22 protein-coding genes are annotated in these 25,568 nt (G+C 66.7%); 6 read left to right on the forward strand and 16 right to left on the reverse strand.

What is annotated here, in order from left to right:
- Window positions 1-197: 197 nt before the first annotated feature.
- The 3 genes from B2G71_RS05645 to B2G71_RS05655 all read left to right on the forward strand — a co-directional run bounded on the left by B2G71_RS05645 (window position 198) and on the right by B2G71_RS05655 (window position 3,453).
- Window positions 198-2,069: a PAS domain S-box protein gene (locus B2G71_RS05645; protein ID WP_098104740.1), complete on the forward strand. Its 1,872-nt coding sequence runs from the start codon at window positions 198-200 to the stop codon at window positions 2,067-2,069.
- Window positions 2,062-2,733 (forward strand): response regulator, encoded by a 672-nt coding sequence (locus tag B2G71_RS05650; protein WP_098104741.1) that lies wholly within the window; start codon window positions 2,062-2,064, stop codon window positions 2,731-2,733. Before B2G71_RS05645 ends, B2G71_RS05650 begins: the two co-directional genes overlap by 8 nt.
- Before the next feature lie 294 nt (window positions 2,734-3,027).
- Complete coding sequence (locus B2G71_RS05655; RefSeq protein ID WP_098104742.1) at window positions 3,028-3,453, forward strand: BLUF domain-containing protein; 426 nt, start codon at window positions 3,028-3,030, stop codon at window positions 3,451-3,453.
- 39 nt (window positions 3,454-3,492) lie between these two features.
- On the opposite strand, the gene B2G71_RS05660 is transcribed toward B2G71_RS05655, so the two are convergent.
- The 12 genes from B2G71_RS05660 to B2G71_RS05710 all read right to left on the reverse strand — a co-directional run bounded on the left by B2G71_RS05660 (window position 3,493) and on the right by B2G71_RS05710 (window position 14,982).
- Window positions 3,493-4,302 (reverse strand): universal stress protein, encoded by an 810-nt coding sequence (locus B2G71_RS05660; RefSeq protein WP_168176272.1) that lies wholly within the window; start codon window positions 4,300-4,302, stop codon window positions 3,493-3,495.
- 145 nt (window positions 4,303-4,447) lie between these two features.
- Window positions 4,448-4,654, reverse strand: coding sequence for a hypothetical protein (locus tag B2G71_RS05665; protein WP_141521503.1), 207 nt, complete (start codon window positions 4,652-4,654; stop codon window positions 4,448-4,450).
- Between the two features lie 35 nt (window positions 4,655-4,689).
- On the reverse strand, window positions 4,690-5,022 hold the full coding sequence (locus B2G71_RS23685; RefSeq protein ID WP_141521504.1) for a hypothetical protein: 333 nt from the start codon (window positions 5,020-5,022) through the stop codon (window positions 4,690-4,692).
- 8 nt (window positions 5,023-5,030) lie between these two features.
- The gene (locus B2G71_RS05670) at window positions 5,031-6,221 is read right to left on the reverse strand and encodes a polysaccharide biosynthesis/export family protein (RefSeq protein WP_098104745.1); all 1,191 of its coding nucleotides are present in this window, start codon (window positions 6,219-6,221) and stop codon (window positions 5,031-5,033) included.
- Window positions 6,205-7,518 carry a glycosyltransferase family 1 protein gene (locus B2G71_RS05675; protein ID WP_098104963.1) on the reverse strand — a complete coding sequence of 438 codons (1,314 nt, stop codon included), beginning with the start codon at window positions 7,516-7,518 and terminating at the stop codon, window positions 6,205-6,207. The genes B2G71_RS05670 and B2G71_RS05675 overlap by 17 nt, the downstream gene beginning before the upstream one ends.
- 82 nt (window positions 7,519-7,600) lie before the next feature.
- Complete coding sequence (locus B2G71_RS05680; protein WP_168176273.1) at window positions 7,601-8,350, reverse strand: FkbM family methyltransferase; 750 nt, start codon at window positions 8,348-8,350, stop codon at window positions 7,601-7,603.
- 103 nt (window positions 8,351-8,453) lie between these two features.
- Window positions 8,454-9,923 (reverse strand): ABC transporter ATP-binding protein, encoded by a 1,470-nt coding sequence (locus B2G71_RS24810; RefSeq protein WP_098104747.1) that lies wholly within the window; start codon window positions 9,921-9,923, stop codon window positions 8,454-8,456.
- On the reverse strand, window positions 9,920-10,723 hold the full coding sequence (locus B2G71_RS05690; protein WP_098104748.1) for an ABC transporter permease: 804 nt from the start codon (window positions 10,721-10,723) through the stop codon (window positions 9,920-9,922). Before B2G71_RS05690 ends, B2G71_RS24810 begins: the two co-directional genes overlap by 4 nt.
- Window positions 10,723-11,820, reverse strand: coding sequence for a hypothetical protein (locus tag B2G71_RS05695; RefSeq protein ID WP_098104749.1), 1,098 nt, complete (start codon window positions 11,818-11,820; stop codon window positions 10,723-10,725). Before B2G71_RS05695 ends, B2G71_RS05690 begins: the two co-directional genes overlap by 1 nt.
- Window positions 11,810-13,045: a glycosyltransferase family 1 protein gene (locus B2G71_RS05700; protein ID WP_098104750.1), complete on the reverse strand. Its 1,236-nt coding sequence runs from the start codon at window positions 13,043-13,045 to the stop codon at window positions 11,810-11,812. The genes B2G71_RS05695 and B2G71_RS05700 overlap by 11 nt, the downstream gene beginning before the upstream one ends.
- Window positions 13,042-13,812 carry an NTP transferase domain-containing protein gene (locus B2G71_RS05705; RefSeq protein ID WP_098104751.1) on the reverse strand — a complete coding sequence of 257 codons (771 nt, stop codon included), beginning with the start codon at window positions 13,810-13,812 and terminating at the stop codon, window positions 13,042-13,044. The genes B2G71_RS05700 and B2G71_RS05705 overlap by 4 nt, the downstream gene beginning before the upstream one ends.
- A gap of 72 nt (window positions 13,813-13,884) precedes the next feature.
- Window positions 13,885-14,982, reverse strand: a complete 1,098-nt coding sequence (locus B2G71_RS05710; protein ID WP_098104752.1) for an inositol-3-phosphate synthase — start codon at window positions 14,980-14,982, stop codon at window positions 13,885-13,887.
- A 437-nt stretch (window positions 14,983-15,419) separates the two neighbouring features.
- On the opposite strand from B2G71_RS05710, the gene B2G71_RS05715 reads away from it, so the two are divergent.
- Window positions 15,420-16,562, forward strand: a complete 1,143-nt coding sequence (locus tag B2G71_RS05715; protein WP_098104753.1) for a glycosyltransferase family 1 protein — start codon at window positions 15,420-15,422, stop codon at window positions 16,560-16,562.
- Here the strand turns inward: B2G71_RS05715 and B2G71_RS05720 are convergent.
- A complete protein-coding gene (locus B2G71_RS05720) occupies window positions 16,535-17,464 on the reverse strand; it encodes a CDP-alcohol phosphatidyltransferase family protein (protein ID WP_098104754.1) in 930 nt (309 codons plus the stop codon). The genes B2G71_RS05715 and B2G71_RS05720 overlap by 28 nt on opposite strands.
- A 125-nt stretch (window positions 17,465-17,589) precedes the next feature.
- Between B2G71_RS05720 and B2G71_RS05725 the strand changes: the two genes are divergently transcribed.
- Entirely contained in the window at window positions 17,590-18,579 is a 990-nt protein-coding gene (locus B2G71_RS05725; RefSeq protein ID WP_168176275.1) for a CDP-alcohol phosphatidyltransferase family protein, read from the forward strand.
- Window positions 18,580-18,628: 49 nt separating this feature from the next.
- Window positions 18,629-20,752 (forward strand): transglycosylase domain-containing protein, encoded by a 2,124-nt coding sequence (locus tag B2G71_RS05730; RefSeq protein ID WP_098104756.1) that lies wholly within the window; start codon window positions 18,629-18,631, stop codon window positions 20,750-20,752.
- 246 nt (window positions 20,753-20,998) lie between these two features.
- Here the strand turns inward: B2G71_RS05730 and B2G71_RS05735 are convergent, their stop codons facing one another.
- The 3 genes from B2G71_RS05735 to B2G71_RS05745 are packed head-to-tail and all read right to left on the reverse strand — an operon-like array spanning window position 20,999 to window position 25,551.
- The gene (locus tag B2G71_RS05735) at window positions 20,999-22,267 is read right to left on the reverse strand and encodes an MFS transporter (protein ID WP_098104757.1); all 1,269 of its coding nucleotides are present in this window, start codon (window positions 22,265-22,267) and stop codon (window positions 20,999-21,001) included.
- A 1-nt stretch (window position 22,268) separates the two neighbouring features.
- A complete protein-coding gene (locus B2G71_RS05740) occupies window positions 22,269-23,144 on the reverse strand; it encodes an alpha/beta hydrolase (RefSeq protein WP_098104758.1) in 876 nt (291 codons plus the stop codon).
- A 46-nt stretch (window positions 23,145-23,190) separates the two neighbouring features.
- Entirely contained in the window at window positions 23,191-25,551 is a 2,361-nt protein-coding gene (locus B2G71_RS05745; protein ID WP_098104759.1) for a TonB-dependent receptor, read from the reverse strand.
- Between the last annotated feature and the right edge of the window lie 17 nt (window positions 25,552-25,568).

Raw genomic sequence — 25,568 nt, forward strand, 5'->3', positions numbered from 1 at the left:
GGTAACATTACGGATAGCGAAGCCATCGGGCGCACGCCAGTCATCGAGATATCGTCCGGCTGGTTTTGCCGGTTTTCCGGCATCCCCTGCGATGCGACGCCGCGTCGCTCTCGCTCCCCGTCCGGCAAGCCGGCACTACCTCGCATCAGAGCGAAGCATATGTCCGGAACCGATGGGCTGAAGCGGGGGGCAGGAACTTGCGGAACTTCGTCGCCAACGTGCGCGTCAGCGAATTGCTGCTGGAACACATGCCGGCGGCGATCGCCCTGTTCGATACCGAAATGCGGTATATCGCCTGTAGTCGCCGCTGGCGGACCGACTACGGTCTCGAAGGTCTGGACATTATCGGACGCTCGCACGAGGAAGTCTTCCCCGAGACTGCGGAGCGCATGCGCGAGATCCATCGCCGCGCGCTTTCCGGAGAAACGCAATCGAGCCACGCCGAGGCCTTTCCGCGCGCGGACGGCGCGACCGACTGGATCGAGTGGGAGATGGTCCCCTGGCGCGACGAGGCGGGCGAAATCGGGGGGGTGGTGCTCTTCACCCAGGTTCTGACCGACGCGATCGAGAGCAAGCGCGAGGCCAGGACGCTCGACAGCGAACTCAATCTCCTGATCGACAGCGCCACGCACCACGCCATCTGCATGCTCGATCCCGACGGGTACGTGCGCATCTGGAACACAGGGGCGGAACGGCTCTTCGGCTGGAGCGAGGATGAAGTCCTGGGCCAGCATTTCGCAATGATGTTCGAGGCCGGCGACCGGTCCTCGAAGGTGCCGGCGGACCAACTGGCCGCTGCCCGAAACGAGGGCCTGTTTCACGCCCGCTCGACCCGCGTACGCAAGGACGGTTCGCGCTTCCTTGCCGATGTGACCCTGGGCCGGATCGATGACGAGACCGGCAATTGCCTCGGCTTCGGCCACGTGGTGCACGACGTCACCGAGGAAGCCGAGAGCCTGCGGACGATAAAAGCCAACGAAGCCTATCTGCGTTCCATCCTCGAAACGGTGCCCGACGCGATGATCACCATCGACGATCACGGGCAAATGCTCTCGTTCAGCACCGCGGCGGAGAAACTGTTCGGCTATCGCGCGGCGGAAGTCGTCGGGCGCAACATAGCCATGCTCATCCCCGAACCGGACCGTTCGCGCCATAACGAGTATCTCGCGCGCTATCACGCGACCGGCGACCAGCGCATCATTGGCGACATGCGCCGCGTGTTCGGCCGACGCAAGGACGGCTCGGTCTTTCCTCACGAACTCTACGTCGGTGGGGCAAGCAGCGGCGGCAGGACCATCTTCACCGGGTTCATTCGCGATCTTACGACGCGCGAGGCGACCGATGCCCGGCTGAACGAATTGCAGAGCGAACTCATCCATATCTCGCGCGTCTCGGCGGTCGGCACCATGGCAACGGCGCTCGCCCACGAGCTCAACCAGCCGCTCACTGCCATCGCCAACTACGTCCAGACCTCGGCCGCCCTTCTGGCTCGCGGCGGGGAGGACGCGATCGCGCTGGTGCGCGAAGCGCTCGAGGAAGCGGGACGCGAAGCCATCCGCGCCGGGACGATCGTGCAAAGATTGCGCGATTTCGTCGCACGCGGCGAGCTGGAGCGTACGGTCGTGTCGCCGCGCGAGCTCGCCTTGCAGGCGCACGAGCTCGGCGCGGCGGGCGCGACGGCGGGAGGAATTTCCTGCGAGGTCGCGGTGCCGCCGGAACTCGCGCCCGTCCTGGTCGATCGCGTCCAGATCCAGCAAGTGCTGCTGAACCTGATCCGCAACGCGATGGAGGCGATGGGCGGCAAGGGGCGGATCATAATCGGCGCGGAGCGGGAAGGCGCCATGATGCGTTTCAGCGTGGTCGACTCCGGACCCGGAATTGCGCCGGACAAGGCCGACAAGCTCTTCGAACCGTTCGTCAGCGACAAGGCGAGCGGCATGGGCATCGGTCTGGCGATCTGCCGCACCATCGTCGAGGCGCACGGGGGACGGATGTGGTGCGAAACGCCGCCCGAAGGCGGCGCGGCGTTCCACTTCACCGTTCCGGTAGCGGAGACCGGCCATGACTGACGGCACCGGCCGCTCCCGGCTCGTCCACGTCATCGATGACGAGGATTCGGTCAGGCGTTCGCTGGAGTTCCTGCTGCGCAGCGAAGGCTACCGCGTGGAGCGCTTGAGCGACGGCGAATCCTTTCTCGGCAACGCGGACAAATCGGCCCACGCCTGCCTGCTTCTCGATATCCGCATGCCGGGCCTGGACGGGCTCGAGGTCCAGGAGCGCATGGCCGCCGCGGGGCTCGATTTCCCCGTGATCGTGCTGACCGGGCACGGAGACATAGACCTGGCGGTGCGAGCGATGAAGGCAGGCGCCGTCGACTTCCTCGTGAAACCCTTCGATCGCGAAAAGCTGCTCGATTCGCTTGCGCGCGGCTTTCGGAAGATCGACGATCGCGAAGCCCTGCGCGAGCGGGCCGACTGGGCCCGGGCTCAACTCGGCAAGCTGACCGAGCGTGAGCGCGAAGTACTCGACGGCCTGGCCTGCGGCTACCCCAACAAGACCATCGCCTATGATCTGGGAATCTCGTCGCGCACCGTGGAAGTCTATCGCGCGAATGTGATGGCAAAGCTCCAGGTCGCCTACTTCGCCGATGCGCTGCGCATCGCCTTCGCGGCGGGAATGGGGTCGGAAAGCCGCTGGCGCGCCGCGCACGACCCGGGCCCGCCGCCCTCCTGAAGCGGCCTGCTCCGGAACATTGCGGATTTCGCCGGGCACCCATTTCGTAGCACTGTCGCTTCGCAGGCATTCCCGGCCCCGCCCCCCGCCGTTCGGGTGCCTGCACCTTTCGCGAAAGGTCTCTAAACGCGAACGGTGTGCGCCGTCGCCGCACTCGCCGCCCTCACCACATCGGCGCTGTCGCCGCCCGACAGCATCCAGAGGTACGATATCGATCGACATCGTATCATTCCGCATGGCACCGCCGCGAGGCAAGGCGGAGACTGCGCATCAGATAAATTGGGGCGGAAACCGATGCTGTCATTGCTTTACACGAGCCGTCCGCTGGTCGACGACGCCGATCGCGCCGCCTTTCTCGACGATCTCCAGGCGGCCTCGATCGCGCGTAACTCGGCCCTCGACATCACCGGCATCCTTATCACCACGCCCGAGCACTTCGCCGAGTTGATCGAAGGTCCCGACAGCAACCTCGGCATGGTGATGGTCAGCATCCTCTCCGAACCGCGCCATCGCGATGTGCGAATCCTGCGCAAGGCGGTCGTGACCGCCAGGCTCTGCAGCACCTGGCGAATGGCGCGGTTCGAAGGCGCAGGTTACGGCGGCGGCGACGTCGGTCGGCTGATTGCCGCCGCCCACAAGGGCGAGGATACCGCGATCCTGGGCAGACTGGAACGGCTCTTCAAGGCCATCGCCTTCAGCCACGCCCGCGCCGGGCCGTGACGTGCCGACGTCCCGCAATGGCCTCCGGCGATCCTGCGGTCAGTGCATCAGCAGGAGCGGCAGTTCACTTTGCGAAAGCATCGAACGGGTTACCCCGCCGAACACCGTTTCCACGACCTGCGAATGACCATAGGCCCCCATCACGATATAGTCCGCCGCGAACTCTCGCGCGCTGTCGAGGATCTCGGAATAGACCATCTGTCCGGGCTGGCGGTGCCCCTCTTCGATCCGAACGTGGACATCCTCGCGCGACAGATATTCGGCGGCCGCTTCCGCCGTGACGGCTCCCCCGCGCTCATCGAGAACGAATAGCACCACCTCGCTCGCGAGCCGAAGCAGCGGCACCGCGTGCCGCAGCGCGTCGTCGGCCTCGCGCGATCCGTCCCACGCTATCAGCGCGGTTCCGGCCACGGCAAGCCGCATGGCGTCGCCCGGAACCGCGAGGACCGGGCAATCGAGCTTTTCCACCATGTGTCCGGCGAGCTGGCGCAATTCGGGAGGCGCATGCGCGCCGAGCCGACTGGACAGCACGACGAGATCGGACAGGCCCGCTGCCTCCTGGATCGCCTCCTCGCGGAAGCCGGTTGTTTCGTGCCAGCTCCAGGCGACATCCTCCTTACCGAGCCGCGCTTCGATGCGAGCACGGTTCGCCGACTCGTCCAAGCGTTCGTTCTCCATCACCGCCGCGGTCAATACCCCGCCGTAGTCATCGGAGGCGATCGCGACCGGCGGCGCGATCACGTCGAGGCAGTTGAGATGCCCTCCAAGCGCGCGTGTCACGTCCAGCGCGACCTGAAGGCGCGCTTCCTGGCCCTCGTCGTCATGTGCGAGCAGTAGGATCGTCTTCATGGCCATGCTCCGGGATCAGGCGCTCACCCTATGGGCGCGGCGCTTCGCCGTCATTGGGAATCATACGAAGCCGCGACGCGGGCGGACCACGCGGGCAGAGAGGCTTGCGGCGATCGAGCCGGCACCTCTCGCAAGACCACGCGGCTTACTCGGCGGTGTCGCTCTCGGCGTCCGCGTCTGTCTTGGGCGCCTTGGTCTGAACGGACGGAAGCATGATCCCGGTCCACGCCTGCCACCACTTCGTCTGCATCTCCTGCATGGCGGCGACGGTGCGCATGGCGATAAGGAAGGGCGTGTCGGGCTGAAAGAGCGGAATGGCGGATTCGTCTTCCTTCGGTGAAATGAACGTCATCGCGTTTCTCCTCTTGCGGAGCCCCGGCGCTATCATCAACGGCGCCGCGCCTCGCTCCGCAATTGTCCGGAAAGAGAAGCGCGGCCACGCGACTCGTTCCATCCGTAAGATACCCAATACATCGCCTCTCCCTTGCGGCGTAGCGCATTGACCGGGCCCGGCCCATCGCCACCGAGTGTGCCGGGCACCACGCCGCCATTTCGCTCGATTTGGAGATGAAGAAAGACAAGCAGGCGCAAAGGCCGGACATGCAAGATCGCAATCGGCTGACCGAGCTTGGGAGAGGCCGGACGGCGACGCCCCTGGAACAGCGCCGCCGTCCGGTTTGCCGAAACCGGATCGTCAGGGCCGGCAGCAGTCCGCTTCACCAGATTGCCTACTTCACGAGATTGACGATGCCGATCGTGGTGAAGGCGATGTTCGAGATCGTGCCGAGGAACTTGGGCAGGTCCGCTGCGGGCGCGACCGATACGTAGAGCACGTCCTTGTCGCGGATCGCGAAGTCCTGCGCGGCGAAGAAGCTCGAGGCATCCGACAAGTCGAGACGGTAGATCACCGGGATCTTGCCCTCGCTGGTCTTGCGGGCCGTAGCGGCAAGCGCGGGATCGAAGACCGCCGGGTCCTCCAGCCTGAAAATGAACACACCGCGAATGTCGGCGCGCTCGTCGCGCAGCCCGCCGATCCGGCCGAGCGCCTGTGCGAGCGACAGGCCCGCCCCCTCGAACGGCACTTCGGCATTCTGGTTGACCGCGCCCAGCGCGATGAAGCTGTAGGGCTGGAACAGCACCGTCACCACGTCGTCGGGGCGCAGGCGCACGTTCTGCGCCGGATCGCGTACGATCGCGTCGAGCGGCATCGCCGCCGCCTCGTTTCCGCGCGCGATCTGCACCGTGGTCTTGCCCACGGGCTGGCGCGATCCGCCCGCCGCTGCGATGACGTCAAGCAGGCGTTCGCCCTTGGGCCCCAGCGGCACGCGGCGGCTGTTGGCGACTTCGCCCAGGATCGTGACGTTGCGCGCCTCGTTAGCGGCGATCGTGACCACCGCCTGCGGATCGTGCGCCCTGCCCGCCAGACGCGAGCGGATCTCGCGCGCCAGCTCGTTGGGGCTGCGTCCCGCCGCCCTGACCGCGCCGACGAAGGGAATCGCGACCGTTCCATCTTCGGCGACCGTCTGGCGCGGCAGGTTGGTGTTCTGCGCCACCGAGCCGTAGGTCTGCGCGCTCGCGCCGAGCCGAGCGCCCGCGCCGAACAGCACCGCGGGCGGCGCCTCCCAGACCGAGATATCGAGCACGTCGCCGTTTCCGATCCGCGTTTCGGACACACCGCCGTCGCCGAACAGTTCGGAGAAGCGGCGCGCCTCGCCAAGCTCGGTGAGGCGCCGCGAGACACGATCGTCCAGCTCCACCACCTGGATATCGGCCTGCGCGTAGTCGGTTTCGCCCGCCTCGCGGATCTTGCCCGAGGTTGGCCCGGGCGCGCCCAGCGACGCGCAACCGGCGAGGGACAGCGCGAACAGCGCGGCCCCGACGATCCGCAGCCTCTGCGCGCGGTTAGAGGAATCGGTCATAGAGCGCCTTGAGTTTCTCGCGATAGATTTCGGGTGTATAACGCGCGGACTGGACAACGCCGCGCCGAGATAGATCCGCGCGCAAGTCGGCATCGGCGTCGATCCGGCGGATCGCCTCCGAAATCGCGGCGGTGTCGTAGGGATCGACCATCAGCGCCGCGTCTCCCGCGACTTCGGGCAGCGAGGAGGTATTCGAGCAGATCACCGGCGTACCCAGCGACATGGCTTCGAGGGCGGGCAGGCCGAAACCCTCGTAGAGCGAGGGGAACAGCGCCGCCCTGGCGCCGCGAATGAGGCTGACCAGCAGGCTGAACGGCGCGTAGGAGAGCTGGATCACGCGCTTGAGCGTATGGATGTCGCGGTCGACCAGCCGCTGAAAGCGGATGTTGGCGCTCGTCAGCAGGCGAAGTTCCTCATCGGATTTCCAGGCCTGCGCGCCCACCATCACCAGCGGCGTATCGACCTTGCTGGCGAGGTAGGCCTCGATCATCCGCCCGATGTTCTTCTTGGGCTCGACCGAGCCCCAGAACAGGAAATACTCCTTGAAGCCCACGCCTGCCGCGCCCTCGACTTCGCGCGCGACCTGTTCCTCGGGCTTGTCGCGATACTTCGCGGGGATGTCGACCGACTGATAGGTATTGGTGATCCGCTCGGGGGCAATGCCGACGATCTCGACCAGATCGCGTTTCGAACACTCCGACACCGTCACGAAATGATCGGCCTTCCTGTCGAGCGTCTTGAGCAGGCTGAGGTAGCGCTTCTTGTTGTCGAGCGTGGTGTAAGGCAGCCGCAACGGCACCACGTCGTGCAGCGTGTAGATGTTGGGCACGCGTTTGATGCGCATCGGCAGCGGATAGGTCCAGTGCGCGAGATCGGGCTTTTCGGGAAGCTTGATCGGCGATAGCCCGCCCCAGAGCTGGAACGCGGCCTGCGAGCGGGAGAAGGCGTCGGGCGCGTTGTACATGCGGTTGAACTTGGGCAGCCGCGCATCGAACGTACGCGAGACGACCTTGCCGGTAACCGGCACCTCGACCGCCGACTGCCCCAGCGGCTTGGGCACGTAGCGCTGCACCTTGTCGAGCATTTCCAGCAGCTTGATCCGCTCGGTGTAGCTCGAATCGAAAAAGGAAACCTCGCGCAGCAACGGGTTGCGCGACGTGCCCCCGCGATTGCCGTAAAGCACCGCGACGCCATGCCCGAGCCGGTCGAGCTCATAGCTGAGGTTGCGCGCATAGGTCGCGACGCCGGTGCCCTTTTCGAGCCCGAGGTTGTAGCCGTCGATGAGGACCGTCTTCATGACGAAGGCACCCTCGCCGCAGCCCCCTTGGAGGCCGCGCGGGCGCACCGTCTCGGCGAAGGAGAAATGAAAGCCGTTCGCATCAGAAGCAAACCAGCCAGTCGTCGGCGGGCCTTTCGTTGTGCGCCATCTCCCTGGTCAGCGGCTTCACCTTCGCATCGAAATCAAGGAACTGAAGATCGTCCTTGGTTCCGATACTCCTTTGAATGTCGTCGTAGCTGTAACCGCGTGCGAAATTGACTTCGCACACGACTTTCGGGTGGAACCGTTCCACCAGCGGTCGGATATGGTCGAGGACCGCGATTTCGGCCCCTTCGACGTCGATCTTGATGAAGTCGATGCGGTCGAAGTCGTTCGCGAGCAGCCCTCCCAGTTCCACCTGGAAGACGGCTCCGTGGTCACTCAGGAAGTCGATGCTCTCGCCCTCGACGACGAAACGACCGTTCTTCGGCTCTCCCTTCGGTACGAAGAAGGGCAGGCTGCCGGTCCCTCCCGCGAAGGAGAGGGCGAAGTTGCGCGCTTCGGAACGGCTGGCAAAGCCGTTCACGCCCATGTTCCTTGCTAGCAGCGCGTAGACTTCGGGGTTCGGCTCGATCGCGACGACCCGCCCCGTGCCCGACACCAGCTCCGCCGCAAGGACCGAATAATAGCCCACGTTCGCGCCGATATCGATGACCGTATCGCCCGGCTGGATCATTTCGGCGAAATATCGCGTCAGCCAGAATTCCCAGTATCCGTCGAAGATCAGGTGCGGCGCCAGTCCGGCATCATCGCTGAATACGAAGAACTTGTTGTCCCCGAGGATACGGCACAGAACGGTCCGGTCCCCCATGTAGACGCTCTTCGTGCGATCCGAGATGCTCTGCTCCGCATCCGACCGCCTCTTGTTAAGCAAAATATCTCTGATCCGGCTCATCGCCTCATCTCCAGGAACCTTAATGGACGACGCGAGCCAGCGAGGCGCCTTGCAGGGCCGCCTGAGTCTTCGGCCAGTCCGAGAATCCGCCTTGCGACATGAGTGCTTCGAGCACGCTGCCGCCTTCCGTCAGCAGTGCTCTCCTGAGCGACGCATCGGCATAATCGAAGTCGGGCGTGGCCAGGAAGCACAGGTTCGCAAGCCAGCGATCGGCGACGGCGTCCTCGCCTTTGTCGGAAGAGTCGGCAAGGCCAGACCCGGCCCCGAACCACGGGCGGCCGTGAGGCGAGAAGCGCGTGTCGGCGACCATGGCGCTGGCCAGCTCGTCCAGGCTCGGATGGCCGCGCATCAAGGCGAGGACCTCTTCTTCTTGCGGGACATCGTCGTTCGGCCAGAAGAGCCTGCTCAGCACGGCGATATCCGGACGGGCCGGAGGCTGGCGGAACGTCGCATCCCCGGTCAGACCGCGTGCCGGAAACTGCGCCTCGGACGCGCCGTCGCAGCCTTCCATCGCCGCCTCCAGGAACACGCGAATATCCTGCAACGGCTGCCCGAGCGCGCAGGCCGTACGATAGCAAATCTCGGCCCCGGCCATCTTGCCCTGTTCCCGCATGACGTGGCCCTGCTGGATCCAGTACGTCCGTTCGTAGGGATGGAGCAGCAGGGCTGCGGCGTATTCCTGCTCCGCGCCGGACCAGTCTCCCTTGTCGCGCGCCCAGTCGCCTTGCTGGGCATGGATTCTGAATCGATCGTCCGCCAGCGCGATGCCGCTGAGGGACTGGAGCAGCGCCGCGCGGTTCTTGAACGTGACGACGGGATTCACGCTTTGCGTCGCGAGCCCCATCTGCTCGCTATAGCGGGCGTAAGCCTCGTCGAAATCGTCGTAGAGCGCGAGGTGAGCATCGTGCAGCACTCCCCAGCGATTGCAGTGGTTGCGCACGTAGGAAGCGTCATGGGAGATGATGATCATCGCGCGATCGCCGCGCTTTTCGAACAGTTCGTGATTGCAGCGATCGTGAAACCGCGCGTCTCCCACCGCGCCGATCTCGTCGATCAGAAAGCAATCGAACTCGATGATCATCGAGATCGCGAAGGCCAGCCGCGCGCGCATGCCCGACGAATAGGTCCGCACCGGCTCCTTGAGATAGACACCAAGCTCGGCGAAGTCCTCCACGAAGGCGAGATTGCTGTCGAAGTCCTGATCATAGATCCGGCTGATGAAACGGATGTTGTCGATGCCGGTCAGCATCGGCTGGAACGCGCCGCCGAACGCGAGCGGCCAGGAGACCGACATATGGCGTTCGACCGCGCCGGCGGTGGGCTGCTCGGCGCCGCTGATAAGCCGGATCATGGTAGACTTGCCCGCGCCGTTGCGGCCGAGCACGCCGAGGCGCTCTCCCATGGCGAGATCGAAATTGATGTTCTCGAGCACGAGCTTGTCGCCGTGGCGGGTCTCGTAGATCTTGGTGACGTCGCGCACGCTGATCATTCGGGCACGACCCTGCGCGCGGTCTTGCGCACCTGGATCAGCGCGACGAAGCTGAGCACGAGGCAGAAGGGCAGAACGTAACCCAGATCGTAGTGCGCCCGGGCGTGCTCGCCGAACCAGCCTTCACGCACGATCTCGACACCGTGGACGATCGGAATCCACAGAACCGCTTCCTGCGCGAACTTGGGCAGCGCATCGACGAGGAAAGCGGCCCCCGAAAGCGGGAACATGAGATAGGAGAACGGGTGCCACAGCTTGTCGACCAGTTCGCTCTCGTGCGAGAGCGCGCCGAGCCAGATCGCCAGCGCCGAACCGAACCAGGCGATGATCAGCCAGCCGCCCACGATCTCGAGAATGTCCTGCGGCGGCTCGAGCCAGCCGAGCGTTATGAAGACGAGCGCCAGCGTGGTGAACGAGATCGTCGCCCCGCCGAACTCGAGGATCAGGCGCGCCAGATAGATATCCAGCACCTTGATGTTGCGGTGGTACATCAGGGCAAGGTTGGCCCAGAGCGCACCGATGCAGCGGCTCGGCATGTTGCGCCACAGCAGCACGCTCGAATAGCCCGTAAGCGCGAAGGCCACGATCGGCAGGTCGCTGCCGTGGACCGACTTGGTCGCGGTCCACAAGGCCGTGACGCCCAGAGTGAACAGCATCGGTTCGACGAACAGCCACAGGAAGCCGATATTGTGCCGCCCGTAGCGCGTAAGCATTTCGCGAATGAGCAGCGCGCCCAGGATGCGGATCTGGATCGCCAAGCTCTCGCGCAACGGGGCCCGTTCGATCGGCTGCGTCGCCATCAGTCGCGGTGCTCACGCACACCGACGATGAGTGTCGAGATCACGCCCCAGGCGAGCAGGCCGAGCACGAACGTCGCGATGATTCCGCGAAGGCGGCGCGGCTCCAGCGGGTAGTCGGGCAGGTTGGGATCGGCGATGCGCTCGACATAGGCGCGCTTGCGGCGCGCCTCCGCCTCGGCTTCCTCGCGCGAAGCCAGAACCGCAGCGAGTTGCTTCTGCGCGAGTTCCGAATCGAGCGCGAGTTCCTGATAGCGAACCGCCCTTGCCGAAAGCGAGCGGTTGCCCCCGGCGACGCCACGGGTTTGCTCGGCGATCTCGCGCTCGAGCGAGCTCACCTGCGTCTTGAGGAACGGGATCTGCGAGGCATCAGGCGTATAGGTCCGCATCTGGCGCAACTGGGTGCGCGAGGCGATCAGTTCGTCCTGAAGCTTGGAAATCATCTGCAGGCGCACGCCTGCTTCCTTCTCGGGATCGATCACGCCGGCCTCGTTGCGATAGCGCGCGAGCTTCGCCGCGGTCTCGCGGACATGGGCCTTGGCGCGATCGACTTCTGCGTTGGCGACCTCGATCGCATCGCCCCGCGCCCGATTGGATAGCCGGTTCACCAGCGCCTCTGACCGCTCGAGCAGCCGCTCGTTGATCGCCTGCGCATCCTTGGCGGTATAGGCGCGCACGGTGAGGCTGGTGACTTGCTCCGTCGCGTCGTGATCGACCTCAAGCTTGTCCATGAAATATTTGTAGAGTTGCTCGTCGCTGGTGCCAGAAAGCATGCCTCCGAAGCGGTCGAACCACGAGGCGTGCGCGGGGCCGTAAGCCTCGCGGACCAGGCCGTTGGCGTTGGCGTCCCTGAGCGCCGCGCGCGATCCGAGATATTCGACCACCGCGTTGGTCTCTTCACCGGCGCCGCCGAGCGCGCCCCCCGTCAGTATCGCGCCGAGTCCCGAGGGGCTCGGCTTGGTCGGACTGCGCACGACGAAATGCGACTGCGATATGTAAACGTCGCTGGCGAAAAACCCGAAATAGAGCACCGCGAGGAGAGTGGGCACAACCACGGTCGCGACGAAAATCGGGCTGAGTTTTTTGAATTTATCGGACACGGCTGCTTTCGAAGGTCGCCCGCGGTCGGTGGCCGAGCGTCCACGGAGCAGGCAGGGAAACGGGAAGCCGCTCCATCCAGGCCTCGACCCGCGCGAAGTGATCGTCCCAGGTCGGTGGCGCGAAAGAGGGCATCATGGCGAGCTGGCGGCGACGTTCCGGGTCGCCCGTGCTCGAGGCGAAGCCAAGCACGGTCCGGGTCCAGGCATGCGCGTCCTCGGGATCGAGCAGCGTGGGGACCCCCTGACCGATCTCGCGGAAACACGGCAGGTCGCTCGCGATCACCGGCGTGCCGAGGCGCAGCGCCTCGACCAGCGGCAGGCCGAAACCCTCGGCCAGCGTGGGCTTGAGCAGCGCGACGGCGCCCGAGACGAGACCGGCCAGATCCTCGTCGGGACAGCGGTCCATGACCGTGACATGGCGTTGGAGGGCCGGGGAGGCGCGCAGCGCCTCGCGCACGGCGCCCGATCCCTTGCCCCACTGCCCCACGATGACCAGCCGGGGCGTCTCCCGTCCGAGTTGCGCAGCGATCGCGAGCCAGACCTGCAAGAGCAGCATATGGTTCTTGCGCGGCTCGATCGTCCCGACGCAAACGAAATAGGGCTCCGCGATCGGTGCCCGCGCCCTGGGAGCGGCGAGCGGCGCTCCGGCGAGCGCGGCCGGCAGCGTCGGCGGCAGCGGCAGGGACTGCGCCTTCGAGAACGCTGCGAGATCGCGTGCGGTCGCGTGCGAGTTGACGATGATACCCGCCGCCGAGCGCAGCGCGCCCGTCACGCGGCCGCGATGCCGCGCCACGGCATGCGGACGGCAAAGCTCGCCGTGCGTGATCGGGATCAGGTCGTGGATCAGATAGACCGGGCGCAATCGGCTTTGGCGAACCCAGCGCTGGTGGCTCGGCAGATCGAAGTCGGTGTGGCTGACGTTGACGTAGAGCGCGTCCCCGCCGTCGAGGACGGCACGCGCGCGGCTCAGATGCCGCGCCGCGAAGCCGACCAGGTCCTGCCGGAAACGGCGATCCGGCCCAAGCAGCAGTTCGAAGAGGCGGTCCGAACCCGGTGCATCGAACGTGCGGGCAACGCCCCGGTGCTGCACCACGGCGTGCGCCCGCCCGGCGTACCGTTCGAGATAGGCGTAGCAGACGCGGTCTATCCCGGTCGAAAGCCGGCGCGTCCAGCTACGCGAGACAAGCCGCGTCACGTCCAGGAGGTAGGGCCGCTCGCGCGTCATGCCGCATGCCGCCACTGTCGCGGGCGCCAGTCATCGCCCAGCACCTCGCGGAAACGGCGGCGCAGCCAGTCCTCGGCGATGGCATGCGCGCGCGGATCATCGACGTCGATCCATCGCGCATCACCGATGTCCATCGTCGCCGCGCGGCCCTCATCGGCGAGGATCTGCATCCCGTCCGACACACTTCCCGGCCGTCCCCGGGCAATCGCGCGCCGAATCGCGTCGGCCAGTTCGGGCGTGGCGAGAAAGGCGCCGCAATCGACCGCGTCGTAGTGTTCGAGGGTCTTGCCGATCGCGGCGATGCGGCCGCGGGCGTCGCGCCGGACCCAGGTGGCGTCGTCCGGATCGAGCACGGGGTCGGCAACGCGGCGGTCGACCGCGAGCGTCACGCCCCGGTCGGCGCCACCACAGCGCACGAGGCCCCGCAGGATCGCCGCGTTGAGGATGTGGTCGGCCATGATCAGCAGGTAGTCGCCCGGGATTCGCGAGGCGCCGGCAAGGACCGAATAGCCGTTCGGCCGCGAATAGTGCGCGATCCGTTCGCTGGCGATCTCGACGTCGATCTCGCGCCCCAGCGCGGCGAGGCAGTCTTCGACCGCCGCCGCGCGGTGGCCCGTCGCCACCACCACGCGCTCCGCGCCAGCCTGCGCGGCCATGCGGACGGACAGCTCGATCAGTGGCACGCCAGCAACGCAGGCGAGCGGTTTCGAATCGCCGAGCGCGCGCAAGCGGCTGCCGAATCCGGCGGCAAGGATCAGCGCGTCCATGGAATCCGTCCGGCAACGCGGCTTGGGGAAATTATCCGAAACGGATCAGGTGGCGAGGTCAGGTTCATCGCATCACCCCGTCGCGCGGACTTCTGCGATGTAGCTGTCGAGCATCTGGCCCGAGACTTCCTCGTTGAACTGCTGCGGCGGATGCTTGCAGTAGTAGGACGACGGCGCGACCAGGACGCCGCCGTCTCCGCGATCCAGCGCCACGCGGCAACAGCGGATCGCGTCCATGACGCAGGCGGCCGCGTTGGGGCTGTCCTCGACCGAGAGGCGCAGTTCCAGATTGACCGGAACATCGCCCCACTGCGCGGCCTCGAGCCGCAGGAAGCAGACCTTGTTGTCCTTCTGCCAGGGGACGTATTCGGACGGGCCGATGAGGATATTCTCGTCGGCGAGCCGCTGGGCGAGCGCGGCCTGGACGGCCTCGGTCTTCGATTCCTTCTTGCTGCCCAGCCGCTCGCGGTCGAGCATATTCATGAAATCGGTATTGCCGCCGGTGTTGAGCTGGTAGGTCCGCTCGATCGAAACACCGCGAACGGTGAACAGGTTCGACAAGGCCCGGTGAACGATCGTCGCGCCCACCTGGGCCTTGATGTCGTCTCCCACGATCGGCAGCCGCCGCTCGCGGAAACGGGCTTCCCAGACCGGATCGCTGGCGATGAACACGGGGATCGAGTTCACCACCGCCAGACCCGCATCGAGCGCGCATTCCATGTAGAATTCGGTGGCTTGCTGCGAGCCGACCGGAAGGAAGTTCACCAGGATCTCGGCGCCGGACGCCTTCAAGGCGCTCACGACCTCGGCCTTCGTCGGCTCGGCCGCATCGGCGGGCACGAACCCCCGCTCGCCGGCATCGAGCATGTGCGGCGCCAGTCCATCGAGTACCTTTCCCATCCTGACCGGCGTCCCCGTTCGGGGAATATCCGGCTGGAAGACCTTGGTGTTGTTGGGCGGCGCGAAGATCGCCTCGGACATGTCGCGGCCGACCTTGCGGGCATCGACGTCGAAGCCGAGCACGAACTGCACGTCCTCCACGCCGTATGGCCCGATGCGATCGTGGATCAGCCCGTTCCTCGAGCCGGAGGCCCTGTAATAGTGCGCGCCCTGAATCAGGGAACTGGCGCAATTGCCCATGCCGACGACGGCAACCCTGATCGTTTTCATTCGGCGACGTCCCGGTCGGGCATTCGCGCGGGCGAACGCCGTTGCGAGGCGATCTCAGTTCGGGTCACATGACTTCCTATGGCTGACCAAGGGCGTGTCGTAAGCGAGCGTGTGCAGCAACGAATAGGCATCGCGTTGATGACGGGGCCATGCATTCAAACCCGTATCGTCTCCGGCAATTTCCCCATCCATAACCAACAAGCGATTGGAAATGGGGAATAAGCCCACCGTTCTGGAGCAAATCTCGCTGCGATTTGCATCGCGCGACGCTTCCGCCAGTCCTAGGATGGCGTCAATATATCCCGCCCCAGAGAGCGATGAACGGGGTTGGTCTAACGACAATCCGTTGAAAGTTCCCAGAGGTTCGTACTTTCCCCCAGTATCAAGACATATTGCGCATAAAGTGTGCACTTTTACACATTAATCTTTTCTTCACGATGGGGCCGATTATTCCGAAACGTATCGCGATTGATTGCCGGTATCTCAGCAGCCGCCCCAGCGGTATTGGCGAGATGGTTCGGGCGCTTGCCGACCACTTGCCGGGTCTTGCTCCGGACATGGAATTCCTGCTGCTGAGGCATCCCGACCGGCCGGCGCGGACCCGTTCGGCCCAAAACGTGCGCGAAGTCGTGGTTCCCGCCTCCCCGAACGGCCCCGCGACTCTGTGGTGGCTGCCTCGGGTCGTAGACTTGTCCGGTGTCGACCTGTTTCACGCCACGGCGAACATCCTGCCCGCCGGTCTGCCCATGCCAACGGTGACGACGGTGCACGACATCATGTGGCTGACCGCGCCGCGCCTGTGCAATCCGCGACTCTACGGCCTGATCGAACGCGCCTTCTACGGTCACGGCATGCGCCGGGCGCTGCGCCGTTCGTCGGCGATCGTGACGGTGAGCGAGGCGACCCGCAACGCCATCGCGGAATTCGATCCCGAGGCCGCCCACAAGGTGCGAGTGGCGCTTTCAGGCGTGTCGGAAACGTTCCGGGCGGTCACCGTGGAGCCGCGGCAGCTCGTCCGGCTGGGGCTGAACCCGGCACGCCGCTTCGTGCTCGTCGTCGGCCAGTCCGCGCCCTACAAGAACCACGAGGGTGCCCTGCGCGGGTTCCATGCGGGCTTGGGCGGAGACGAGGACGTCGATCTCGTCTTCGTCCAGCGCCGCGGCCCCGGCGCCGCGCGGCTGCTCGCGCTCGCGGACGAACTGGGCCTGATGGGCCGCGTCCAGGTGTTCGGCGCGGTCGCGCCGGACGAGTTGGTCATGCTCTATTCGGCCGCTGCGGCGCTGCTCCATCCCTCGTTGTGCGAAGGCTTCGGCAACCCGCTCGCCGAAGCGATGGCCTGCGGCTGCCCCGTCGTCACCAGCGACCGCTCGGCCATGCCCGAAGTCACCGGCGAAGCCGCGCTGCACGTCGATCCAAACGACCCGCGGGCGATCGGCGAGGCGCTTTGCAAGGTGCTCTACGACCCGACCTGCGCCAAGCGGCTGCGCGAGCGCGGGCTGATCAGGGGCGCCGAACTCGACTGGCGGCGCTTCGCGTTGCACAATCTCGTGGTCTACCGCGAGGTGCTCGGGCTCGGCTGAGCGAGATCGGCCCGCGTTGCCGCCGTGACGCGCGCCTGTTGCGCGGCGATCGCCAGCGATGCGAGACTCAACAGCACGATCTCGAAACCGAGGAACCACAGCGGCGTGCCCGCCAGCATCGAGCCACCGAGCGCCAGCGTGCGATAGTTCGCGCTCAGGATCTGGCTGCGCTGCAGGAGCGGTGCGAAGTGCCGCCGGATCACGTCGCGGTGAGCATTGCGTTGCGCGGGCGTCGCCCCGTCGAGGATCGCGTCTATCGCGTCGTTCGCGGGCGCCGTGCTCGCTCCGAGACGCAGATAACCCTCGGCGAGCGCCGTTAGCAGCGCGTGCCCCCTCCCCTGGCCTTCCAGAGGCGCGCGGCGCAGCCAGGGCGTGCCGTAGACCCACCAAGCGTACTGGCGGCGCAGGCATTCGTACTGGTTGGCCTGGACGATTCGGCAGGCGCCCGAAGCGACCACGGCGACCCAGGCCCAGCCACCGAGCGCGGGAACCAGCATCGCGCCGAGCGTCAGGTAGAGAACGATGTGGCCCGCATAGTCGCAGATGCCGTCGACCAGTTCGCCTTTGGGCCCCGAACGGCCGGTGAGCCGCGCGAGATCGCCATCGGCCCCGTCGACGACGTGCCAGGCCATGTGGAGCGCAAGCCCCGCGAGCGCCGGCAGCGGCCAGCCGGGGCGCGAATAGGCATAGGCCGCCGCCATCACCATCAGCGCGCCCAAGACCGAGACCTGGTTGGGCGTCGCCGGGGTGCGCGCGAGCGCGCTCGCCAGACGCCACGCGAGGGGATGGTAGAGGCGGCGATTGAGCCGGTCCTGCAACTCGACCGGTCGCGTCGGCCGCTGCCGCCGCGCACGGCGGGCGGTTTTCGCGTCAAGCCCCTGCGCATTGCCGCGTGACGGCATCTGGGAAATTCCTCCAAGGATAACGCCGACTTGCGGCGCCCGGACGGGACTCTATATGCAAGACGGCGGTCGGAACAGGCCCGAACCGACACGTGGTCGCAATGCCACCGGGAGTGCGCCATACCGTGGCCAGCGTCTTGATCGTCTTCGCCTCATCGCAGACAGCCCATGCGCTCGTCGCCGGTATCCCCGCCGCCGCGCGCGCCGCGCATCACGCCGCGCACGACGGCAGGATCACCGCCTGCGACGTGCTCGTGCCGGGCGGATGGACGCCCGATGCGCTCTGCCACGCCGAGTTCGCGCGGCTGGTCCCCGGCCTTGCGATTCGCGGCGTCGGCAACCGCGAACGTACCTACGAGCGCGAAGTGCGAGGCGAGTTTCCCGACGGGGACGCCGCGCTCGGCCCCGAGGCGGCGCTGGCGCAGTGGGACCGGGCCGTGCTCGCCGCGACCGCCAAGCCGACCGACGGAATTGTCTCGCGCCACATCAACCGCCCTGTATCGCGCGCGGTGAGCCGGCGGCTGCTGCGCGTGCCTTGGGTTCGCCCGATCCACGCGACATACGTCAACATGGCGCTGGCCGTGGCGATGACGGCATGCCTGCTGCTCGGCGGAGCGTGGGGCGCGATCGCGGGCGCCCTGCTGTTTCAGGCGGCCTCGATGTTCGACGGAGTCGATGGCGAGATCGCGCGCGCCACGTTCCGGACCTCGGCCCGGGGTGCGACGCTCGACAGCCTGACCGACGCGGCGACCAACTTCGCCTTCATCGGCGGGCTTGCCGCCAATCTCTGGCTGCGCGGCCTCGAGAGCGCCGCCTATGCCGGGCTTGCCGGGCTGGTGATGCTGATGCTCGGCACCGCGCTGCTCGGCCTGACTGCGCGCCGCAGCGGCAAGGGCGTGAATTTCGACGCGGTGAAGGCCCGCTTCCTCGCCCGCGGGACTCTCGCGGCGAAGGTCGTGACCTGGATCACAATGCGCGACTTCATCGCCGCCGCCGCCGTGGTGCTCGTCCTCGCCGGGCTTGCCGCCGCCGCGCTCTGGACCTTCGCCGCGATCGTCGCCGCGTGGCTGGTCGTGGTGCTGGCGACGCTCGCGCGCGGCTTCGCGACACGCTAACCGCTTTCCCGGCCGGGCCGTTTGGCTGTATAGCCGGTTCCCGGCCCCGATGGACTACACGCGCACCTCCCTCCGCCCAGGCGAAGATCCCGACGAGGATTGGCCCGATCCGTCGCTCGACGGCGAGGACGAAGTCTTCGAAAAGCCGAAACGACCGCGCGGGCGGCTGTGGTGGGTATCGCGCGGGTTGGCCGCCCTCGTGTTCCTCTTCATTGTCATTATCGGCTGGCTGGCGATCACCGCGCCGCTCTCGAAATCGCTCGAACCGATCGAGCCGCCGCAGATCACGCTGCTCGCCGCCGACGGCACCCCGATCGCGCGCAAGGGCGCGGACATCGAAGCGCCCGTGCGGATCAGCGAATTGCCGCCGCACGTGAAGGAAGCCTTCATCGCCATCGAGGATCGGCGCTTCTACGATCACTGGGGCGTCGATCCCTACGGCATCGCCCGCGCCTTGTGGAGCAACCTGACGACCGACCGCACCCAGGGCGGCAGCACGATCACCCAGCAGCTCGCCAAGTTCACCTTCCTCACCCCAGAGCGCAGCGTGACGCGCAAGGCGCGCGAGGTGCTGATCGCGTTCTGGCTCGAAGCCTGGCTGAGCAAGGACGAGATCCTCGAGCGCTACTTGTCGAACGCCTACTTCGGCGACAATACCTATGGGCTGCGCGCGGCCTCGATGCACTATTTCTACCGCAGGCCGGAAAACCTCAAGCCCGGCCAGGCGGCCATGCTGGCGGGGCTGATGCAGGCGCCCTCGCGCTATGCGCCGACCAGCAATTTCGACCTCGCCGAGGCGCGAATGCGCACCGTGCTCCAGGCCATGGCCGACGCGGGCTACATGACGCAGGCCGAAGCGCACGACACGCCCACTCCGGTGCTCGACGTGCGAAACAAGCGCGAATTGCCGACCGGCACATATTTCGCCGACTGGGCGCTGCCCGAGGCGCGCAAGCTCGCCGAAGGCGGCTACGTGCGCTCCACGCTCACGACCACGCTCGACGCCCGCCTGCAGGCCGCGGCGCGCGACGCCATCGCCCGCTATCGGCCGAAGGGCGCGCAAGCCGCGCTGGTGGCGATGCGCCGGAACGGCGAGGTCGTGGCGATGGTGGGCGGCACCGACTACGCCAAGACCCCGTTCAACCGCGCGACCCAGGCCAAGCGCCAGCCCGGCTCGACCTTCAAGCTGTTCGTCTACCTCGCGGCGCTGCGCAAGGGCTGGAAGCCCGACGACACGATCGCCAACACCGAGATCACCACGGGTGGCTATCGTCCGCGCAATTCGGGCGGGAACTACTCCGCTTCGCTGACGCTGGCGGAAGCTTTCGCGCGATCGAGCAACGTCGCCGCGGTGCGGCTTTTCGAGGCCGTCGGCGACCGCGCGGTGATTGCCACCGCCCGCGACCTCGGCGTGACGGCACCCATCCCGCGCGGCGATCCCAGCGTGGCGCTCGGCACCGCGGGGATGAGCCTGCTCGAACTGACTTCGGCTTACGCGGGCGTCGCCGCCAACAGTTTCCCGGTCACGCCGACGGCTTTCCCCGTTCCCGAGCAGGGCATGTTCGCTTCGCTCTTCGACGGCAAGGACAGTCTCTCCTCGAACCAGCACGAGGCGATGGAACAGATGCTGCGCGCGGTGATCAACTCCGGCACCGGCCGTGCCGCGATGCTGAGCGTGCCTAACTACGGCAAGACGGGCACCAGCCAGGACAACCGCGACGCCCTGTTCGTCGGCTATGCGGGCGACTATGTGGTCGGGGTCTGGATCGGTAACGACGACAACTCGCCGCTCAAGGGTGTGGCGGGCGGCGGCGCGCCGGCGCGGATCTGGAAGGACTTCATGCTGCGCACCAGCGGCAAGGGGCCGGCGCGCGCGCCCAAGCCCAGACCCGAAGCCAACCCCAGCGGCCCGGTCGAGCCGCTCGACGTGCCCGATCTCGGCGATATTCCGCTGGGCGAGTCCAACCGGCTACGCATCGAGGACGGCACCGCGACCTTCACCGGCGATATCGGAGGCGTGCCGATCGATCTCACCATCGACAATGACGGCGTGCGCGTCGACGGAGATCGCATCGCCGAGGAAATCGAACGCCAGCGCGAACGCGCCGAAGCCCGCGACCAGCGCCAGGCGGAACGCCAGCAGGAGCGCGAGGCCGCGCGGGCGGGGAACTGAGGAGAAGGACTGGCGGTTGGAGAGGCGGGCAGGACTCCGACAAACGTCCGCTCAGTACGGTTATTGAACGGTGGGTTCGGTTCAGTTGGCGCGGTGAAAGCGCTAACGGTGGCGCAACTCCGAGAGCGATGCCAGCTTTCGCTGGCATGATGCGTGGGGGGAACGCCTCCGCAATGTCGTCGTGTCCGGAACGCCCGCGTTTAGCGGCTGGACCTCCGAAGTCAGACTGGAAGCGGTGGCCCGGCTCTACGCTTCCTCAACCCAGTCGCGCGGCAGGTGACGGCCTGCTAGGCCCATCAGCAGCGCGGCGAGCAGGTAGAGCGACAGCGCGAAGAGCATCGAGAAGCGCAGCGCCTCTGTGCCGTAAACCGGCGTCAGCGCGGTCGAGAGCGCGCCGAGCGCGTAGATCCCGCCGCCCAGGCCGATGAGGTTGTTGATGAGCAGGAACAGCGCCGAGGCGGTCGAGCGCGCGGGCGGCGGCACGAGGTGCTGGACCGCCGAGAGCACCGGGCCGAGCCAGACATAGGCCATCGCCTGGGGCACCAGGAACAGCACGAAGGCGATCGCGACGCTCGAAACGTAGATCCCGCCCGCGAACAGCGGCACCGCGATCACAAAGGCGCATGCCGGAACCCAGGCATACCACGCGCGGCTCGCCGCACCGAGGCGATCGGACAGGCGCCCGCCCGCAAGCATGCCCGAAACGCCGCCGAGCAGCAGTACCGCGCCGATGAACCACGAGGTCTGGACCAGGTCGAGCCCGAACGAGCGCTGCAGCAGACTCGGCAGCCAGAAGGCGAGGCCGTAGCCGAGCATCGAACTCGAGGCCGCGCCGAAGGCGAGCAGCCAGAAGGCGGGCTTGGCCGCGAGCATGCGCGCGATCTCGCCGAAGCGGAGCTCGGCCGGGCCGCTCTCGGCGTGCGCGCGCGGCTTGTCGCGGACGATCGCCTTGAAGGGCACCGCCAGCAGCAGCCCCGCCGCGCCGACCGCCAGAAACGCGGCGCGCCAGTCGACCGCGGCGGCGATGTAGCCGCCCGCCAGCACGCCCGCCGCCGAGCCCAGTGGAATGCCGAGCGAATAGATGGAGAGCGCAAACGCACGCCGCTCGCTGGGGAAGTAGTCGCCGATCACCGCGTAGGACGGCGCGACGCCGCCCGCTTCCCCCACGCCGACACCGACGCGCGCGAGGAAGATATGCCAGAAGCCCTGCGCGAAACCGCAAAGCGCGGTGAACAGACTCCACACCAGCAGCGAGCCGGTTATGACCCAGCTCCGGCTGGTGCGGTCGGCGAGCCATGCCAACGGCACGCCGAGCGTCGAATAGAGCAGCGCGAAGGCAATCCCGCCGAGCAGGCCCATCTGCGCATCATCGAGGCCGAGGTCCGCCTGGATCGGCGCCGCCAGGATCGCGAGAATCTGCCGGTCGACAAAGTTGAACACGTAGACCGCGAGCAGCATCGCCAGCACCAGGCGCGGCCCGGGACCGGAACGCGGCGGGGACGCGCTCGCCGCCATGTCAGCCCGCGTACTCGGCGAGGAAAGGCAAGAGCGCGGCGATAACCTCGGGCTCGTCGAGCAGCGGGGCATGGCCCCGGCGCGGGACTTCGACCGTGGCGAAAGGCCCCGAGTGGCGCTCGCCCATCTCAACCACGGTCGCCGCGCTCAGCAGATCGGACAGGGCTCCGCGAATCGCCATGACCGGCTTGGCGTCGAGCATGTCCCACAAGGGCCACAAGTCGGGCGGCACGATCGCATCGCCGGTCTCGCTATCCTCGAAGCCGCTGGCGATCGCGGGATCGTAGGCAAAGTCGATCAGGCCGTCCTCGCGCTCGATGCAGGTCCGCTCGGCGAAGGCGAGCCAGTCGCGCTTGCCGAAGTCGGGGAAGGCTTCGGCGTTGATTGCCCGGCATCGCGCCGCCGCCTCGTCCCAGCTCGTCATCGGCCCCGAAGGGCCGACATAGCCGCCGATCCGCGCCAGTCCCGCGGGATCGAGCACCGGGCCGACATCATTGAACACCACCGCGCTCGCCGCCTCGGGCCGCATCGCGTTCATCACCAGCGCCATCAGTCCGCCCATCGACGTGCCGATCCAGGTCGAACGCACGATGCCCAGACCGTCGAGCAACGCGAACATGTCGCCCGCATAGACATCGGGGCGATAGTTGGCTGGCTCGGGGTCCCACTGCGAGAGCCCCCTGCCGCGCTGGTCGGGAACGACGAGCCGGTATTGTCCGGCGAGATGCGCCGCGAGCGGTTCGAAGTCGGCGCTGTTTCGCGTCAGCCCGTGCATCATCAGCAGGGCCGGTGCCGCGTCGGTCGGGCCGGGGTACAGTCGCGCGGCGAGTTCGAGCCCGCCGCAGGCACTGCGGTAGCGATGGACCGCAAAGTCCATGGAATCGTTCCTTTCGGCGGAGCCGCGCGGCCCCGCTCCCTCGATATCAGAACTCGACCGAAGCCGTGACGAAGACCTGCCGCGGATTGCCGTAGAACGCGGTGAGCGTGCCGTCGGGCCCGAGCGTCGAGACGGGCAGCCCGTTGGGTCCGAGCGCGGGAACGCCGGTCACCGGATTGACCGCGATGAAGGTATAGCCCGAGGTCTTGTACTCCTTGTCGAGCAGGTTCTTGCCGTGAACGCCGATGCTCCAGCCGCCGTCGGCGTTGTAGACCAGGCTCGCATCCCACAGCGCATAGCCCGACTGGTCGATATAGGGGTTCGGGATCTCGAACTGGTAGACCTTGCTGCGGTACGACACCGTGGTCGAGGCCCGAAGCGAACCCGCGCCCAGCGGCGTCTCGTAACCCAGCGTGCCGCTCGCGGTCCACTTGGGCGTGTTCTGCACCTCGCGGTAGTCGGCGACGTCGGTCGGAACCCCGCCGATATTGGTGATGTACTCGTCGTATTCGGCTTCGATGTAGCCCAGCGATCCGCTGAAACTCAGCCGGTCGCCCGGAGTCATAAGGTCGCGGCCGAGGCGTGCGTTGGTCTCGAGTTCGAGGCCCTTGATCGTCGCCTTGCCCGCGTTCGACACGACGCCGCAGAAGCTCGGCAGGCCGCCGACGGTGCAAGCGACCGAGCCGGGGATCTGCACGTTGGTGTAGTCCGAATAGAACGCCGCCGCCGCGACATAGAGCGCGCCGCCCATCAGGTTGCCCTTGTAGCCGATCTCGTAGCTGTCGACCTTTTCGGGCTCGAAGCTCAGGAACGAAGCGATCTCGGTATCGGACAGCGAGCCGTTGCCATCGAGATCGGGCGCGTTGGCGCCGACGCCGCGCGGGTCGAAGCCGCCGCCCTTGAAGCCCTGCGAGTAGCTCGCGTAGATATTGTGATCCGGCGTCGGCTTGAAGCTGATCGAGGCGCGCGGAGTGAACTTCTTGAACTTGGCCGATCCCTCGAAGTCGGTGCTCGGCGCCAGGTAGGGCACGCCCGCCCCGCCGAAGACCGGCGAGCCGCCGCCGAGATAGTTCTGGCGCAGGATGTCCGCCTTGCGCTCGTCCCAGGTGTAGCGGCCGCCGACCGAAAGGCTGATCTGCGCGGTCACGTCATAAGTGAAGTCGCCGAAGACGGCATAGGTCTCGGTGTCGACGTCGGCCTCCGTGAAGGCGGTGAGGCCGTCGAAGGTGGTGAAGATGCGCGAATCGAACAGCGTGTCCGCCTTGGCGCTCAGGTAGTAGAAACCGACCAACCCGCTGAGCGGACCGTCGTCATAAAGAAGCTGGAATTCCTGGCTGGTCTGCTCGTTGCGGTAGATGCCCGGAACGTCGAGGTCGACCACCGGCAGCGCGTCGAAGTCGATCGGGGTTTCCGAGGTATCCTTACGCCAGGCGCTGATCGAGCGCAGCGTCAGCGTGTCGCTGAGTTCGGCGGTGATGTTCATCGCCAGGCCATAGGCCTCGATGTCCTGCTTGGGATCGTTGAGCCCGCCGCGCGTGTCGAACACGTCATCAAGCACCGGCGCGCCGGAGACGAGGCCCGGTATCAGGCGATGTCCGCCCCGCGGATTGGACTTGTCGCGCGTGTAGTCGCCCGAGATGCGGATCAGCATCGGCTCGTCATAGCCGCCGATCTCGAGCGTGGCGCGGCCGGCCCAGATGTCCTTGTTGTAGTTTTCCAGCCCGGTCGTCAGGTTGTCGCCGAAGCCGCCGCGCGAGAGCCGGGCGAGCGAACCGCCGATCCGCACGATGTCGGCGATCGGTCCCGACATGGTAAGCACGCCATCGGCCTGGTCGTAAGTGCCGTAAGTGGCGCGCGCCTTGATCGAGAAGTCCTCGGGCAGCGGCTTTGTGACGTACTTGACCGCGCCGCCGATGGTGTTGCGCCCGTAAAGCGTGCCCTGCGGTCCGCGCAGCACCTCGATCCGTTCGACGTCATAGATATCGAGTACGGCGGCCTGCGGGCGGTTGAGATAGACGTCGTCGAGATAGATGCCGACGCCCTGCTCGAAGCCCGAGACCGGGTCCTGCTGGCCAATGCCGCGAATGAAGGCCGAAAGCGTCGAGTTGGTGCCGCGCGAGGCCTCGAGCGTCACGTTCGGCGCCGCCTGCGCGATCTCGGTAATGTCCATCGCGCCACTGTTGGCGAGCTGCTCGCCGCTGAACGACGTGACCGCGATCGGTACGTCGACCAGCCGCTCCTCGCGGCGGCGGGCGGTAACGACGATCGCGCCGCCCTCGTCTTCCTCGGCCTGCGTTGCCGAAGCGTCCTGCGCCAGCGCCGGTGCGGCGAGGCCGAGCCCGCCCGCCATCACCACGGCGAGCGCGATCGAACTGGTACGAACGCGGAATCGATCCACCTTAAGCATCCCAAAGCTCCCTACTT

Origin of the sequence: Novosphingobium sp. PC22D, from assembly GCF_002556635.1 — a bacterium.
Lineage (GTDB): Bacteria > Pseudomonadota > Alphaproteobacteria > Sphingomonadales > Sphingomonadaceae > Novosphingobium.